The 14858-nt window shown below is 42.0% G+C and carries 16 protein-coding genes; 6 read left to right on the top strand and 10 right to left on the bottom strand.

Going from position 1 to position 14858, the window contains the following annotated elements; genetic code table 11:
- Positions 1-31 precede the first annotated feature (31 nt).
- The 4 genes from IQ13_RS18810 to IQ13_RS18795 are packed head-to-tail and all read left to right on the top strand — an operon-like array spanning position 32 to position 3182.
- Positions 32-1339 (top strand): hypothetical protein, encoded by a 1308-nt coding sequence (locus IQ13_RS18810; RefSeq protein WP_144888173.1) that lies wholly within the window; start codon positions 32-34, stop codon positions 1337-1339.
- A gap of 11 nt (positions 1340-1350) precedes the next feature.
- The gene (locus IQ13_RS18805) at positions 1351-2004 is read left to right on the top strand and encodes a TatD family hydrolase (RefSeq protein WP_144888172.1); all 654 of its coding nucleotides are present in this window, start codon (positions 1351-1353) and stop codon (positions 2002-2004) included.
- Positions 2005-2007: 3 nt separating this feature from the next.
- Positions 2008-2748, top strand: coding sequence for a tRNA threonylcarbamoyladenosine dehydratase (locus IQ13_RS18800; protein WP_144888171.1), 741 nt, complete (start codon positions 2008-2010; stop codon positions 2746-2748).
- Positions 2749-2753: 5 nt separating this feature from the next.
- A complete protein-coding gene (locus tag IQ13_RS18795) occupies positions 2754-3182 on the top strand; it encodes a hypothetical protein (protein WP_144888170.1) in 429 nt (142 codons plus the stop codon).
- A 199-nt stretch (positions 3183-3381) separates the two neighbouring features.
- On the opposite strand, the gene IQ13_RS18790 is transcribed toward IQ13_RS18795, so the two are convergent.
- From IQ13_RS18790 to IQ13_RS18760, 7 genes are all read right to left on the bottom strand, one after another.
- The gene (locus IQ13_RS18790; protein WP_144888169.1) at positions 3382-4038 is read right to left on the bottom strand and encodes a class I SAM-dependent methyltransferase; all 657 of its coding nucleotides are present in this window, start codon (positions 4036-4038) and stop codon (positions 3382-3384) included.
- Between the two features lie 6 nt (positions 4039-4044).
- A complete protein-coding gene (locus IQ13_RS18785) occupies positions 4045-5688 on the bottom strand; it encodes an AMP-binding protein (protein ID WP_144888168.1) in 1644 nt (547 codons plus the stop codon).
- Positions 5689-5750: 62 nt separating this feature from the next.
- Positions 5751-6383, bottom strand: coding sequence for a T9SS type A sorting domain-containing protein (locus IQ13_RS18780; protein ID WP_144888167.1), 633 nt, complete (start codon positions 6381-6383; stop codon positions 5751-5753).
- A 155-nt stretch (positions 6384-6538) separates the two neighbouring features.
- The gene (locus tag IQ13_RS18775; protein ID WP_144888166.1) at positions 6539-7015 is read right to left on the bottom strand and encodes an endonuclease domain-containing protein; all 477 of its coding nucleotides are present in this window, start codon (positions 7013-7015) and stop codon (positions 6539-6541) included.
- Between the two features lie 243 nt (positions 7016-7258).
- Positions 7259-9742 carry a TonB-dependent receptor gene (locus IQ13_RS18770; protein WP_144888165.1) on the bottom strand — a complete coding sequence of 828 codons (2484 nt, stop codon included), beginning with the start codon at positions 9740-9742 and terminating at the stop codon, positions 7259-7261.
- 246 nt (positions 9743-9988) lie between these two features.
- Entirely contained in the window at positions 9989-10636 is a 648-nt protein-coding gene (gene rpe / locus IQ13_RS18765; protein ID WP_144888164.1) for a ribulose-phosphate 3-epimerase, read from the bottom strand.
- Positions 10637-10722: 86 nt separating this feature from the next.
- Positions 10723-11544 (bottom strand): tetratricopeptide repeat protein, encoded by an 822-nt coding sequence (locus IQ13_RS18760; RefSeq protein WP_144888163.1) that lies wholly within the window; start codon positions 11542-11544, stop codon positions 10723-10725.
- 95 nt (positions 11545-11639) lie between these two features.
- On the opposite strand from IQ13_RS18760, the gene IQ13_RS18755 reads away from it, so the two are divergent.
- Entirely contained in the window at positions 11640-12749 is a 1110-nt protein-coding gene (locus IQ13_RS18755) for a TolB family protein (protein ID WP_144888162.1), read from the top strand.
- A 2-nt stretch (positions 12750-12751) separates the two neighbouring features.
- Here IQ13_RS18755 and IQ13_RS18750 read toward each other — a convergent pair whose 3' ends face one another.
- Together IQ13_RS18750 and IQ13_RS18745 are read right to left on the bottom strand one after the other, a co-directional pair.
- The gene (locus IQ13_RS18750; protein ID WP_144888161.1) at positions 12752-13123 is read right to left on the bottom strand and encodes a hypothetical protein; all 372 of its coding nucleotides are present in this window, start codon (positions 13121-13123) and stop codon (positions 12752-12754) included.
- A 198-nt stretch (positions 13124-13321) separates the two neighbouring features.
- Complete coding sequence (locus tag IQ13_RS18745; protein ID WP_144888160.1) at positions 13322-13660, bottom strand: hypothetical protein; 339 nt, start codon at positions 13658-13660, stop codon at positions 13322-13324.
- Positions 13661-13780: 120 nt separating this feature from the next.
- Here IQ13_RS18745 and IQ13_RS18740 point away from each other — a divergent pair, with 120 nt between their 5' ends.
- Positions 13781-14221, top strand: coding sequence for an LTA synthase family protein (locus IQ13_RS18740; RefSeq protein WP_144888159.1), 441 nt, complete (start codon positions 13781-13783; stop codon positions 14219-14221).
- Between the two features lie 75 nt (positions 14222-14296).
- Here the strand turns inward: IQ13_RS18740 and IQ13_RS18735 are convergent, their stop codons facing one another.
- Positions 14297-14797: a metallophosphoesterase family protein gene (locus tag IQ13_RS18735; RefSeq protein WP_144888158.1), complete on the bottom strand. Its 501-nt coding sequence runs from the start codon at positions 14795-14797 to the stop codon at positions 14297-14299.
- Between the last annotated feature and the right edge of the window lie 61 nt (positions 14798-14858).

Raw genomic sequence — 14858 nt, 5'->3', positions numbered from 1 at the left:
AAAATAATATCTTATCGGCAAAACCAATTGTATGTATCAAACTGTATGGCCCGGTAATCAGCAATGGCCTTTGTGGCAACGCCTGCTTTTTCGTTTTTTATTCGTGTATTTTATTTTAATGATTGAGCCGTGGAATTTGTTCAGCAGTATTCCGGGTGTTGGCTATGTGCTTAATTTTTATACACAGTTTGTCGATTGGTTAGTGAACTCGGCCAATACACATCTGTTTAAAACGTACAAGCAGTTAGTACAACCAAATGGCAGTGGCGATACATCGTGGGCCTATACGCAACTAAAACTGTATCTGTTACTGGCATTGTTCATCTGTCTTTTATGGACAGCTATCGATAGAAAGCGTGAACATTATAACCGATTGGCTTATTGGCTACGGATTGTACTCCGTTATTTTTTAATCTTCAATTGCCTGGGTTATGGATTTGCAAAAGTGTTCCTGCAACAGATGCCGTTTCCTTCGTTAAGTCAGCTGGCTACACCATTGGGCGATTTTTTACCGATGCGGTTAAGCTGGATGTTTATGGGCTATTCTGATACGTACCAGTTTTTCTCCGGTTTAATGGAAGTGGTTGCAGGTTTGTTTTTGTTTTTTCGACGTACCTCAACATTCGGCACATTGCTGGCTGCCGGCATTTTTGCCAATGTGTTTATGATGAATATCAGTTATGATATTCCGGTAAAATTGTATTCACTGCATTTGCTGCTTGCTGCCGTATTGTTGCTGCTGTTCGATTACAAACGGATTCTGCATTTCTTTTTCAGTAACCGGAATGCCGACAGCAGTTATTTGTATGATGTGCGGTTCCCCAAAAAGTGGATGCGCATCGGTCGTATCGTTTTAAAGTTATTTGTACTTGCAACGGGGCTTGTAATGCCATTGGTACAAGGGTTATTTCCGGGCGAACCACCTGCAGCTTCATCGCCCATCCCGGCTGGTTTGTATGATGTGCCGTTGTTTATTGTCAACAACGATACTGTTCCGCTTACTGTAAGCGATACAATCCGTTGGCGGGATGTGGTGTTTGAAAAAAATGGAAGAGGAAGTGTAAATACAACGGATACAATTTTCCGTCAAATGTACAGGCGTGGCTATTTTAGTACAAAAGCTGACAGTGCAAAACAGACACTGGCTTTTAGTAAAAACAACTGGGCGTTTCAAACTTTCGATTTGTTTACCTTGCACTACGAAATACCCGACAGTAACAAGATTATACTAAAAGGGAAAATCAGGAACGATTCGGTATTTGCCGTATTAACAAAAAGCAAACGGCATTTTCAGTTGGCCGAGCGTCAGTTTCATTGGCTAAGCGAATACAACAGGTAAAAAAGTAATAATTGTACATCAACGTTCATACACATCATACGCAACCGGTTGAAGGAATCATCAGTATCGGCAACTTGTATAAAAATTTTGATACCATTGAAGCAGATAGCTTCTATTCGGTTGGATTGCATCCCTGGTTTATTACAGCAGAAACCTGGCAGCAACAATTTGAAACAGTAAAAGAAAAATGTCTGCTACAGAATGTAGTGGTGGTTGGTGAAGCAGGTTTGGATAAAGTATGCACAACAGATTTTACATTACAGCAAACAGTGTTCGCTGCGCACATACAACTGGCGAATGAATTACAAAAGCCATTGATTGTGCATTGTGTGCGTGCACATGCTGAAGCAATGCAGTTGCTGAAACAACAAAAAGTAAAAGTGCCGGTTTTGTTTCATGGCTTTACAAAAAGCAAAGAGCTGGCTTTGCAGTTAATAGCGCAGGGGTATTATTTATCGTTTGGACATGGGTTGGTGAAAGAAAATCTGCGCATGGTGTTAGCCGCTTTGCCAATTGATCAGGTGCTGCTGGAAACCGATAACAGTACTGCTAACATCGAAGAAATTTATTCACTTGCAGCTGCCGCTTTTCAAATTGATAAAGATTCGCTTAGTTTGCAGCTTTCGAAAAATGCAGCTAAAGTTTTTGGCGCAGTAATATTTTAAAAGATGAATGATATTTCCTGGCTTTCACGCACCAGTTTATTAATCGGCGAAGAAACCGTTCGTGCACTCACTAAAAAACATGTGATGATTGTAGGTATGGGCGGTGTGGGTTCATTTGCAGCCGAATTCATTGCCCGCAGCGGAGTTGGTAAAATGACCATCATTGATGGCGATGTGGTAGATCCGACTAATCGTAACAGGCAGTTACCGGCGCTGGCAACCAATCATGGTGTATCGAAAGCCTTGATCATGGCCGAACGTTTACAGGCCATTAATCCGGAACTGGAGTTGAATGTGGTGAAGGAGTTTGTCAATCCCGAAATGGTGCTGCAGCAACTCTCATTCAAACCCGATTATATCATTGATGCGATTGATAGTATTACACCGAAGATCACCTTCATTCGTTTATCGTACGAAAGTGGTTTGTCGCTGGTAAGCAGTATGGGGGCCGGCGCAAAACTCGACCCCACACAATTGCGGGTGGTAGATATTTCGAAAACCTATAACTGTCCCTTTGCACAACAGATACGGAAGAATTTAAAAAATCATGGTATCCGTCGTGGTGTAAAAGTGGTGTTCTCTCCCGAAGAACCGATCAAGGAAAGTTTGATGCTGACAGATGGAAAAAATTATAAGAAATCGGCTTACGGAACGATTTCTTATCTGCCGGCGGTGTTTGGTGCAACAACTGCATCAGTAGTTATTCGAGATTTAATCAAACAGGTAAAAGCTGAACAGCAGTAACCAACATGCAACGGAAAAAAATAGATGTAGATGTGGTGAAAGATGTGCTGGACCTGTTGCTTGCAGCAAGACCTGATTCAACTTTTGTGCAAAGCCTCGCTTTTCAATATGCCGAACGTGGCGGACTCAGTAAAAAGCAATTGGAAGGATTACGGTTGAAAGCATTAAAAGTGCCGGAAATTCCTGCGCATAAACTGGCCACACTTGAAGCGATAATTTTACGTAAGCCCACCAAAGAACGCAGTGCTGCAAGTGCGGCAACACCCATGTTTACAAAAGATGAGGCAACCGGTGCAATCATTGATGCTATACTTGCAAAGTATCCGCAGCATAAACAGGTGTTGTTCTTAAAAGCGAAATACGACAACAACGAAATTTTATCAACTGCTGAAATAACTGATTTGAAACGTTTGGAAAAGTTGTTGAATAAATAAGTATTTGCCACAAAGACTCAAAGGCACGAACGTGCACGAAGAAAAACTTCCCAGCAAATGATTACTACGGATTGACCTGACAGGTTGCGTTAAATAGAGTTGTGTGCTAATTGTTTTGATGCGGATAAAGTGAGCTTAACCTGTCAGGTCTAACTCCAACTTTGCGAATTCCTCTTTTTCTTCTTTCTCTGTACCTAAGCTATTTCTTCAACACAAAAACCGAACAGTCTGTATGCGGTTCAACAGCTGTGATCGTTTCCGAATAATGTTCAATGACAAACGGCTGCAGTTGTTCAATAAACGGTTTCGCCATTAGTCGTTGCGGAGTAGAAAGAATAATAGTTGCGCCTTTCTCTAAAAACGAAACAAGCACTTTGTACAAAGTTGCAAATACCTGTGGCTCGTAATTGATATCGCTGAGTAAGAGTACATCGGCAGTAAGATCGGCAGGCAATTGATTCCAATCAAGTACAGTTGCAGTGCAGTTGCTGAATTTGTTTTGTGCGATTGATTGTTGCATCAACTCCACTGCATCGGGCGATACATCACTGCAGGTAACAGCGGTTGATGTTTGTGCAGCAAGAAAAGAAGGAAGGCCGAGCCCGGCTGCTAATTCAAGAACAGTTTTTTTGTTGATGAATTCGTTTCTGTCTGCAAGAAAATTGCAGAGTGCATACGCTGCTGCCCACACCTGCGCCCAGTAAGGAGCAGGAGCCTGTTTATTTGTTTTCAGCTGTTGTTGATACCATTGCTGCAATGCTTCTTTATCGGGTATCAATGCATTGAATTGGTATTCCCCGAATTGAAAATTTTTTATTTGCGTTTGCAGCTGCATAGCTGCAAAGAAACAGCGCATTAACGTTTATTCCCAAATCACTTTTCCTTTTTCTTCAAACCACTTGGGATAAAACTGCTGATGAATTTTTTCTACCTGGTTGCGTTTTACTTTCAACGTTGGTGTAAGCAAACCGTTTTCAATGGTCCAGTTTTCTTTCATTACAACTGCTTTTGCCATGCGTTCATAATTTTCCAAATCCGGATTTACTGCGGCAAGTGAAGCTGCCAAACTTTCTTCAACTTCCTGTTTTGTTTTTGCTTTGCCGATTTCTGAAAGTGTAATCAATGCAATCGGCTGCGGAATAGACATGCCCACTACACAACACTGTTCAATATCGGGGTTGGCAAGCAGTTTCATTTCAATGGGGGCAGGCGAAATGAATTTGCCTTTATCGGTTTTAAACTGATCTTTTAAACGGCCTGTCACAAACAAATAACCATCATGATCGTATTCGCATATATCGCCGGTACGTAAATAACCTTCTTCATCAAACAACTCAGCCGTCATTTCGGGTTCTTTGTAATAGCCCAATGTGTTGCTCGGACTTTTAACCCGCAGCTCACCTTCTTCTGTAATTTTTACCAGCAAACCTGCAAACGGTTTTCCAACCGAACCATGTCTGTAATCGTAATAACGTTCAAAGTGTGCATACACACAATCCTCTGTCATGCCCAACGCTTGAGTAATGTTTATATCAAGTTTTGCAAACCATTTCAAAACATCAACCGAAATCGGTGCAGAGGCACTGTAAATATGTCTTGCTCTTGATAAACCCAGCTTTTTCTTAATGCTTTTGCGGATAACCGAATTGATAACCGGGATCGACAGCAGCAGATTTAATTTCTTTTGCGAAATTTTTGTGAGAATACCTTCCCTGAATTTATTCCACAAACGAGGCACTGCAAAAAATACTTCGGGTTGTATTTCCTGTACATTACTGGCAAAACTTTCAACCGATTCTGCAAAAGAAACAACACAGGCATTGTAAATGCTGTTCATTTCAACACCCATGCGTTCGGCAATATGGCTGAGTGGTAAATACGAAAATAAGGCAGCATGTTTTCGTAAATGAATTTCTTTTGTTGCTGCACCTAATACACGATCGAAATTACCTGCGGTATGCATCACGCCTTTTGGTTTACCTGTTGTTCCTGAAGTGTAGATGATCGTGAGCAATTCTTCCTGCGTCCATTCATGCGCATGCTGCAATGGTTCGTGTTGTGTAATCAGTTCGTTCCAGTTGTAACGTTCGTTGCGGCCATATAAATCAAAACCTATGCGTATCAAGTGTGGAGGAATACCCGCTTCCTGTGTACTGAAATCGTCGAGCTTGCCAATGAAAATGGCTTTTGCTTCGCTGTGTTCCAGTATGGGTTGAATAGCATGTGCAGTTAACGTGGGATAAACAGGAATGGAAATACAGCCTGCCATCATAATAGCAATATCTGCCATCATCCACTGTGCACAGTTTTTTGAAAGAATAGCTATATGCGAGCCTTTGGGTAACTGTAACGAATGCAAAGCTGCGGCAATACGTCGGCATTCGTCATCGGCCTGTTTCCATGTCCAGGTGATCCATTGGCCATTTATTGGCTGACGTAAATAAATTTCGTTGGGATATTGATCTACGTTTTCAAGAAATTTCTGCAGTGGGGTGGATGCGGGCATAACAATACGTTTTGGTATTGTAAGCTACTGAAAATTATCTGCAGCCACAAAACGGATGTGCTTTATTGTTTAATGAAGCGAAGCTGTTTTTGTTCTTCTTTACTGTTGATGGCTTTAATAAAATATTGCCCGGCAGGTAAACCCTGTAAATTCAATTGAACTTGGTTTGTGCCCGGCAGTAATTCCTGTTGCTGAACAAGGAATTGACGGCCGTTGATATCGGTAACGGTAATGGCAAGACGGTCTTTTGTTGCTGATGAAATGCTGAGGGTCGCTGTTGTGGTTACCAACGATGGCAGCAAAGCATTTAGTTCGAACCCGCTTGCTTTATTTAACACAACCACTGTAAAGGAATGTACAGATGTATTGGCAGGTGTAATTAAACGGATGCGGTAATAGTTGTTGCCGCTTCTGCGAACAGCATCTGTATAATCAAACGGCTCACTGCAGCGAGCCTGATTTGCAGTAATGGTAGTAAGTATGTTGAAGTTTTTATTATCATTTGAGTGCTGAACTTCAAACGTTGCTTCATCGGTAATGCAGGGCGCCAGCCAACGCAGGTTATTTTGTTGACCGGTATTGCTGGCCTGGAAAAATTTCAGTTCAATGGGGAATACGAGGTAGGGGTCGGTTGCTTGTGTAAACGCAACAACATTGATCAGTAATAGCGTACATGCTGCAATTATCTTTTTCATACCTGCTTATTTACGGTATAAAGGTAGGGCAGGATTGGAGTGAATCAAAGAGGGAGAAGATATACTTGTTATTCTTTATTATTAAGCGCTATCAGTGGTTTTGATATGCGGCTACTTGCTTTTAGCAGGAGTGATGATTTACAAAAGTTGAATAATTAGTCATCTGCCGGGTTATCCCCTCCTGGGAGGGGTGGGGGTGGGTTTTCAAGTTTCTCCAAAAGAGCTCGTTTTCTTTTTACAAATTCGTTCACACCGTTTTTTTCTTCAAAGTCCATTATCCAGTTCTCAATAGTTCGTAATGTGTTCTTCATATCCCGCACTACATCTAGAGCATTTATTCTTAAAAAAGAAATTCCATAAGCTTCAATTTCTTCCTGACGTATTGGATCTTTTATTGTTACATGTTCGTCTTCATGTGTTACTCCGTCCACTTCTATTGCGAGCATCAAATCTTTACAATAAAAATCAACGATATAATTCAGCATGGGCTTTTGTCTGTCGAAATCATAACCCATCATATTTCGGTTGCGTAATTCAATCCACAGCTTTACTTCAGAATACGTCATGTTTTTTCGAAGGCATTTTGCGTTCGTTAAAGCTTGTTGCGTGTATGGAATGATTGTGCGTTTCATGATAACCCACCCCTTACGGTTAGGTTTCTGTGTAACATATTGCGGCCCCTCCCAGGAGGGGATAGACAGTTTGAATGTTGTATAAAGATGGAAACTAAAATTTAGATTTTCAAGCGGCTGATCAGTTAAACCCACCCCTTACGGTTAAGTTTCTGTGTAACAACTTGCGACCCCTCCCGAGAGGGGATAAATATTCTGCCGGTAAAAACTATCAACTACAAACTAATAACTATCGGATTACAATCACCACCTCGCCACAATCTTAAAATTCACGAGCCTCGGTGTTAAACGGTTGGGGATTGAAAAAACGGTATTGCTGAAATCTTTAATCAGCAAATAAGAAATGGTATTAGGTCGATCAATCACATTAAATATTTCCAGGCTTGCCCAGATAGTATTAAACTCACGGAACGGATTGCGGCTGCGGCGTTTACTTTTCTCTCCATCTAACAACAACGCACTGAAACCAAAATCAACACGGATGTACGGATCAATCGTTAATGCATTGCGGTACTTTACACTGTTGGGTATGTTGTACGGCAGGTTCGTACCATACAATCCACTCATGGTGAACTTGAAATTCTTATTGGTAGAAAGATAATCCTGGTAAAACAAACCAACGGAGAGCAAACGGTCTGTTGGTCTTCTGATCCAACCGCCTTGTACTAATGTACTGTCGATAGGACGATTCAACGAATCAAGTTTGTAATTATACCATTGATCGTTGTCTAAGTTTTCACGTGTGCGCATCAAACCAATACTCAGCCAGCTTTCTGCATCCTTCACCAACTCGCCAAACAAACGGGCTTCAATACCTGTTGCATAAGCTTTGGCACTGTTACTGCCGAAATAACGGATGCGTACATTGTCAACATCGTAGGGCACAATATCGGTCATGCGCTTGTAATAAGCTTCAGCTTGTAATTTAAACGGACGGTTACCCCAGCCTTTGAAATTATAATCAATACCTGCAACAACCTGCAAGCTTTTTTGCGCTTTCACCGATTCGTTCACCGTGCCATCGTAACGGCGTAACTCTCTATAGAATGGAGGCTGATGATAGGCACCTGCTGCTGCACGAAATACAATATCTTTTCCATGCAGGGGCTGCATCGCAAATTGTACTCTTGGTTGCACCAATACTTCATTGTTAAGTGTGTTGTAATTGTAACGCACACCAACCTGCAGCGTCATGTTCAGTGAGTCGTTGAGAATATAATTGTCCTGCACATAACCACTGGTGCGGACGAAACTAAGATCAGCTTTTGATTTGATGACTTTACTCAACTGCAGTTGATTGGGATCGAACGGTAACGTATAACCGGCACTGTCTGTCAGCTCCCATTCGTTGAGTTGATCGCTGATAGTTTGACGTTCGAGACTGTGACCCCACTGGAAAAAATGTTTGCCTTTGGATAAGCTGCCTTTGTGTGTAGCATTTTGCGTAGCAATGTTTAATCGGTTGCGTGCGAAGTTCTGGAACACACCTGCACCCAATGGGTTTACAATTAAACCGAATGTTGCACGGCTTCTGTCGAAATCTCGCTCACCGAATAAGTAGGCGCCTTGTATATCGAACGACTCTTCTTCGTTATTACTGAAATGACTGAGCATCCATTTCAGTTTTAAATTTTTGTTTGGCTGATAAGTTGTAGCAATACCGGCCATGGCTGTACTGTAACGGTCACGCTCAGCACCGGCAAAATAAATATCCAAACCAAGGTTGGCGGTGAAGAAAGGAGAGAACACAGATGCGGTTTGGCTGCTGAACTCCGGCGATAGTTTAAACTGTGTGCGGGAGTAATTCATCATGGCTTCGAACAGCCATTTTGTGTTGGGCTGATAAGTGATATAACCCTGCACATCGTTACTCGAAGGCACATAGTTGCCTTTTGTTTGCTGACTGCTCAGCAGGTTTTGGTTGCTGCGGTTTCTTCCGCCGATGATGAAACTTACTTTTTCATCTTTGCTGCCACCTTCAAAATGTAAACCCTGTTCCAGTAAGGAAACATATGCCGAGCCGCCGAATTTCTTAGGCTGTTTGTATTGAATGTCGAGCACACTACTCATCTTATCGCCAAAGCGTGCCTGGAAACCACCATTGTAAAAATTTAAGTTGCGCACCATTTCGGCATTAATGAAACTCAAACCTTCCTGCTGACCCTGGCGTACGAGATAAGGACGATACACTTCAAAATCGTTTACATAAATGAGGTTCTCATCGTAGTTGCCGCCACGTACAGAATATTGTGAAGAGAGTTCGTTGTTGGAGTTGGTGAAGATCTTGATCAATCCTTCCACACCACCGGTTGCTGTTGGCAGCAGTAATGCATTTTTTGGGTTGATGCGCATAGCCGATGCCTGTGTACGGATGCGGTCGTCTTTTACAATCACTTCCTGCAGTTCGGTGGCGCCTCTTTCCAAACGGAGTACGATATTTTCTTTTTCGTTTTCATTTAAAAAGAAATTACGCTGTTCGGAACGATAGGAAGTATAACTGAAAATAAGTGCAAACGCTTTTTCGGCGGGCACCTTTATGCTGAAATAGCCGGAGTCGTTCGTGGTAACACCGGTGGAACGACCGAGAATAATCACCGATACTTTGCTGAGCGGATTTTCATTTTCGTCCAATACCTTACCCGTTACCGTTGCCGATTTTTTCTGGGCATAGGAAACCGAGGTGAGCACAAGCAGCAGGAAAAAAATGCAGGTTTTGGTTGCCTTCATGAAGGATAAAACTAAGTCTTTCTGCTAAAACGAAAAGCGGAGAAACTTATTTTTTCGGTTGGAACTAAAAACCAAGAAGAGGAAGAAATAGAATCGCAGATAACACGGATGAAACGGATGACCACAGATCACATCCGTTTACTCTGCTCAAATCGGCGTCGTCTGCGTTTCTATTCATAAAAAAACCGGAAGACAGAATCTATATTCTTTCTTCCGGACTAATCTCATCCCGACTTTCAGACTTACTTATATCTTCTTCAACAACGAAATCATTTCTGTTGGGTTCGGAGCTCTGAACACCGTATTACCTGCCACCAACACGGTTGCACCGGCATCAACAATGCTTTTGGCATTTTCCAGTGTAACGCCGCCGTCGATTTCAATATCCACGTTCAATCCTTTTTCGTCGATCATGTTACGCAGCTCACGGATTTTTACCAGTGTTTGCGGAATAAAGCTTTGTCCGCCGAAACCGGGATTTACACTCATCAAACAAACAAGATCAATATCAGCCAAAATATCTTTCAGCAACGAAACAGGTGTGTGCGGATTAACAGCAACACCCGCCTTCATACCCAGGCTTTTGATCTGTTGAATATTACGGTGCAGGTGCGTACAGGCTTCGATGTGTACGGTTAAATTATCAGCACCTGCTTTTTTAAATGCTTCGGTATATTTTTCGGGTTCTTCAATCATTAAGTGCACATCAAACACTTTGTTCGATGCTTTGCGCAGGAAATCGATCACCATTGGTCCAAACGTAATGTTGGGTACAAAACGTCCATCCATTACATCGAGGTGATACCAATCGGCTTCACTTTCGTTGAGCATTTTACAATCGGCTTCCAGGTTGAGATAATTGGCACTTAATAAAGAAGGAGCTACAATCGGCATAGAAAAATTTATGGTTTATTGTTTATCGTTTTTTGTTTGTGGTTGATGATTGGCTGTATTCATTCACTACTCACCATTCACTATTTTTATTTGATTTCCCCCAACCGCTTCAGCGCCTCTCTTGCTTCTGTTATCGATTGATCGAGTGCGAGTGAACGTTTATAGTTATCAATGGCTTCTTTTGTTTTGTTCATTTTCTCTTCCGCCTTGGCCATCCAAAAATAACCATCGGCATACTTGTTACTTACATTGGTACTTTGCTGAAAAATTTTCCAGGCTTCTGCATATTTCTGTTGATCGTAAAACAGCAATCCTTTTTCAATGTACGCTTCCATGTAGGTGTAATCTTCACGGATGATCTGGTTATAAATGGACAGTGCTTTTGCAACATCTTTTACCTTGCTGTAATACGCTGCTTTCACAAATAAAATATCGCTTCGCATTTGTACAGCCGAAGCATCTTTCAGCAACGCATCGCATAACACAACGGCTGTTTTATTCCCTGTTTCGGCATACAGCGATGCCAGTCTTAATTCAGCTTCGTTAAACACACCTGCCGATTGGATGGACTGCTGGTAAGCGGTGATGGCATTGCTGGTATCGCCTTTTCGTTCCAGTGCATCGGCTTTCATAAACAAGTAAGCAGGGTTGCCAGGTTGTTTTTGCAGCAGCTGCTCAACCTGTGCCAATGCTTTATCGTATTGATTGTTTTGCACCAGCTCCACAACCAAACCTTCCCGTAAACTATCAGCCTGCGGATTACTTTCCACTTGTTTTTCCAGCGCTTCAAGTTTTTTGTTAGCGGCAGGCGTAGTCGGTTTTTCGGTTGTATCTGCCGGGGAATTATTGGTACACCCAAACGAAAACAAAACAAGGAAACCGAAGATGGAAAGGGCTTTCAGCTGCATGGCCGCAAAGCTAAATGATTTTCATCTGTTGGGTTCTTACAAATTCCTGACATTTGCAGCACTTTAATCAAATTACATTTGTAAAAATCGCACACATGAGGAAGCTGAATCTATTGCTTGTTATTTCTGTTCTGGCTGTTTTGGTACTCTCGTTTACAAAAGATGCAAAACCTGTTTTTGTGCAGGCACAACAAACCAACGATACCATTTTATACCCCGAAGAGAAGCATTTTAAAAATATTCAGCAGCTTACGTTTGGCGGCGATAATGCAGAAGCCTATTTCAGCTACGATGGCAAATGGCTCATTTTCCAAAAAACTTATGCGAAGGAAGGCATCCCATGCGATCAGATGTACATTGGTAAAATACCCACCAAAGCCGGCGAAAAGTTTGTACCCAAACTGGTGAGTACCGGTAAGGGCAGAACTACCTGCGGTGCTTTTATGAAAGATGGCAAGCACATTATTTATGCTTCAACACATTTGGGAAGTGGCGATTGTCCTCCTGTACCCGACCGTACCAAATACGGCAACAAATACATCTGGCCTTTGTACGATAGCTACGATATTTTCATGGCCGATTTAAACGGTAAAATTGTAAAACAATTAACCAAGAGCAAAGGCTACGATGCCGAAGCAACACTTTCGCCCGATGGAAAGAAAATGCTGTACACCAGTACCAAGGATGGTGATATTGATATGTATGTGATGGATTTGAAAACAGGTAAGGAAAAGAAAGTAACCAACCTGTTGGGTTATGATGGTGGTGGTTGGTTTAGCCCCGATGGTAAAAAGATCATCTGGCGTGCAAGCCGCCCGAAAACTGAAGCAGAGATTAAAGAATACAAGGAATTACTGGCGCAGGGTTTGGTAGCACCCACCAATATGGAAGTATGGGTTGCTAATGCCGATGGCAGCAATGCAAAACAGGTTTCCTCTTTCGGACAAGCCAATTGGGCACCTGCTTACATGCCCGATAACAAGCGCATCATTTTTGCCAGCAACCACGAATACAAAAGAGGTTTTCCGTTCAACTTATATACTATGAATGAAGACGGTACCAACCTTACCAAGATAAGTCGTGATAAAGGCTTTGATGCCTTCCCTATGTTCAGCCCCGATGGAAAGAAGATTGTATTCTGCAGCAACCGTAACAACGGCGGCACCAGAGATACCAATATTTTTATTGCCGATTGGGTGGAATAAGTTTACATCAATAGTTCTTCCAGCAGTTGATAGTAATCGCTTTTCAGCGCAGGGAATACCTGTTCTTCTTTGCTGATGCGTTTACTGATTTGTTCGTGCCCTTTTTCCAGTTGTTGTAAGGATTCTTTATTGAGTTTGAGTTGATGAATGGCTTCCTTTTCGTTGAGAATTGCCTTTTCCAGTTCATTCAGTTCTTTCTCTTCAACAAGAAAACGTTCGAGTAAACGGCCAATGAGTAAATGTTTTACTGCATTTGATTTGATGTTTTTGTGCATGGCATCGAGACGTTCTTCGATAATCAAAGCTGCTTTTTGAAAGCCGCAGATTTCCCACTGCCAGCCGGATAGTTCCTGTAAATACAAATTGGTTTTCATAACCTGAGGATTTTTAGGGTTTGGATTTTAAAGTTGTAATCGATTGTTGATTACAACGTAAACTTACCATAAGGCTCTGCTGTAATCTATGATTATCGTCAGTAAACAGCTGCTGATTTACGGCAATACACAATTGTACTTAGACGCTTCAATCTTTTGTACTGGTGCAGAATCGCAACAGCGTTTAAGCAGTGTTCGTTACTTTTCTTTTTGAGGCGATGTTTTTGCAGGAGGAAGCATCAGTGTTCTGGGAAATGTTTTTGGTTTGTAAGGGTTGGGTATTACTCCGGTTGTAACATTGTCTGGTTTAACATTTGGCATCAGGGTCCATGCAGATGAGTCGGGCACCAAACAGGGCATACCATCTTGCGGCAGTGCATATACAGTTGCATTGTTCTTTTTGCTGATAACCCGGTTAAGTAACAGCAGTTGCTGTTGCATAAGCTGTGTTGTATCGGTTACAAGTACTGGTGCCGTTTGTGCTTTAGTACCTGCAGCAGCACAAATAAGGAAGCAGGGGAGCAGAATTTTTTTCATAGCCTTGTTATTAGCTGTTTAAAGTTAGCGTTTTTTATAATTCTGTTTTGCTGTATGGCAATCTGCACTTTACTTTGTGCCGAAATCATCAAATTCGTTCATTTTCAAATTTTCAAAATTATGTACACAGGTCTGGTTCATTTGCATAACGTGCTGCGCTGGGTTATTTTAATTCTGTTGTTAATTGCCTTGTTCCAGGCGTTTACCAAGAAAGGCGGTTTGCAAAAAACAAGTTTGTTCTTGCTTATTTCTGCACACATTACGTTGCTGCTGGGCTTGTTTCAATATTTCAACAATGAAGCAGTGGGCTTTCATATGATTGAGCGTTTGGGTGGTTTTGGTAATGTAATGAAAGACAGTTTTGCCCGTTTCTGGGTGGTTGAACATATCAGCGCTATGATCTTGGCTATTGTACTCATCACCATGGCACGGGGTCGTGCAAAAAAGCAAAACTACAGCGCTGCATCGTGGATGTATGTTGTGGCATTAATTTTAATTCTGGCTGCAGTGCCCTGGCCTTTCCGTGAAGCGATTGCACGCCCATGGTTTCCCGGTATGTAAGTTTTCTTAAAATAAATGAACGCCCATCGATTATCGATGGGCGTTCTTGTTTACTTCTGTTATCGAATTGCTTAATCAGCGTTTGCCCAACTCTATCACTTCGCAATCTTTCATGTTGTTGCCGTCAATTACAAAACGGATAATGGTGCGTACTTTATGCCAGCCCTGTTTGCCTGCTGCACCGGGGTTCATGTGCAGGCAGTTGATTTTATCGTCGTACATCACTTTTAAAATATGCGAATGACCGGCAATAAACAATTGCGGCTTGTGCAGCTGCAGTTCTTTTCTTGTTTCGGGATTGTATTTGGGCGGTGCGCCACCAATATGCCGCATCATTACTTTTACTTCTTCGCAATGGAAAACCAATTGCTCGGGATAAACAGAACGAACATCTTGTCCATCAATATTGCCGTAAACGCCTCTCAGCGTCAGGCCGCTCAAAGCGGCCAGACGGTTTGCCAGCTCCACATTTCCAAAATCACCAGCATGCCATAGTTCATCGCATTGTTTAAAATGTTCAAACACTGCTTCATCTAAATAGCCATGTGTATCTGATATAAGACCTATTCGTGTCAATGTAGTAGGTAAAGTTTATGTAAGTTTGATAGATAAAACGATGTTATGCCATTCTTCCGCA

It is taken from the genome of Lacibacter cauensis (genome assembly GCF_007830055.1).
In the GTDB taxonomy this organism is placed as follows: domain Bacteria; phylum Bacteroidota; class Bacteroidia; order Chitinophagales; family Chitinophagaceae; genus Lacibacter; species Lacibacter cauensis.
The sequence above is the reverse complement of the archived record's forward strand: the minus strand, read 5'-3'. Positions and strand labels throughout refer to the sequence as shown.

What these genes read in the sequence shown, in the direction of transcription:
- IQ13_RS18800 (WP_144888171.1), top strand. Translation starts at nt 2,008, where the DNA reads ATGAATGATATTTCCTGGCTTTCACGCACCAGTTTATTAATCGGCGAA.
- IQ13_RS18755 (WP_144888162.1), top strand. Translation starts at nt 11,640, where the DNA reads ATGAGGAAGCTGAATCTATTGCTTGTTATTTCTGTTCTGGCTGTTTTG.
- IQ13_RS18785 (WP_144888168.1), bottom strand. Translation starts at nt 5,688, where the DNA reads ATGCCCGCATCCACCCCACTGCAGAAATTTCTTGAAAACGTAGATCAA.
- IQ13_RS18770 (WP_144888165.1), bottom strand. Translation starts at nt 9,742, where the DNA reads ATGAAGGCAACCAAAACCTGCATTTTTTTCCTGCTGCTTGTGCTCACC.
- IQ13_RS18780 (WP_144888167.1), bottom strand. Translation starts at nt 6,383, where the DNA reads ATGAAAAAGATAATTGCAGCATGTACGCTATTACTGATCAATGTTGTT.
- IQ13_RS18760 (WP_144888163.1), bottom strand. Translation starts at nt 11,544, where the DNA reads ATGCAGCTGAAAGCCCTTTCCATCTTCGGTTTCCTTGTTTTGTTTTCG.
- IQ13_RS18745 (WP_144888160.1), bottom strand. Translation starts at nt 13,660, where the DNA reads ATGAAAAAAATTCTGCTCCCCTGCTTCCTTATTTGTGCTGCTGCAGGT.
- IQ13_RS18740 (WP_144888159.1), top strand. Translation starts at nt 13,781, where the DNA reads ATGTACACAGGTCTGGTTCATTTGCATAACGTGCTGCGCTGGGTTATT.
- rpe (WP_144888164.1), bottom strand. Translation starts at nt 10,636, where the DNA reads ATGCCGATTGTAGCTCCTTCTTTATTAAGTGCCAATTATCTCAACCTG.
- IQ13_RS18790 (WP_144888169.1), bottom strand. Translation starts at nt 4,038, where the DNA reads ATGCGCTGTTTCTTTGCAGCTATGCAGCTGCAAACGCAAATAAAAAAT.
- IQ13_RS18750 (WP_144888161.1), bottom strand. Translation starts at nt 13,123, where the DNA reads ATGAAAACCAATTTGTATTTACAGGAACTATCCGGCTGGCAGTGGGAA.
- IQ13_RS18775 (WP_144888166.1), bottom strand. Translation starts at nt 7,015, where the DNA reads ATGAAACGCACAATCATTCCATACACGCAACAAGCTTTAACGAACGCA.
- IQ13_RS18810 (WP_144888173.1), top strand. Translation starts at nt 32, where the DNA reads ATGTATCAAACTGTATGGCCCGGTAATCAGCAATGGCCTTTGTGGCAA.
- IQ13_RS18795 (WP_144888170.1), top strand. Translation starts at nt 2,754, where the DNA reads ATGCAACGGAAAAAAATAGATGTAGATGTGGTGAAAGATGTGCTGGAC.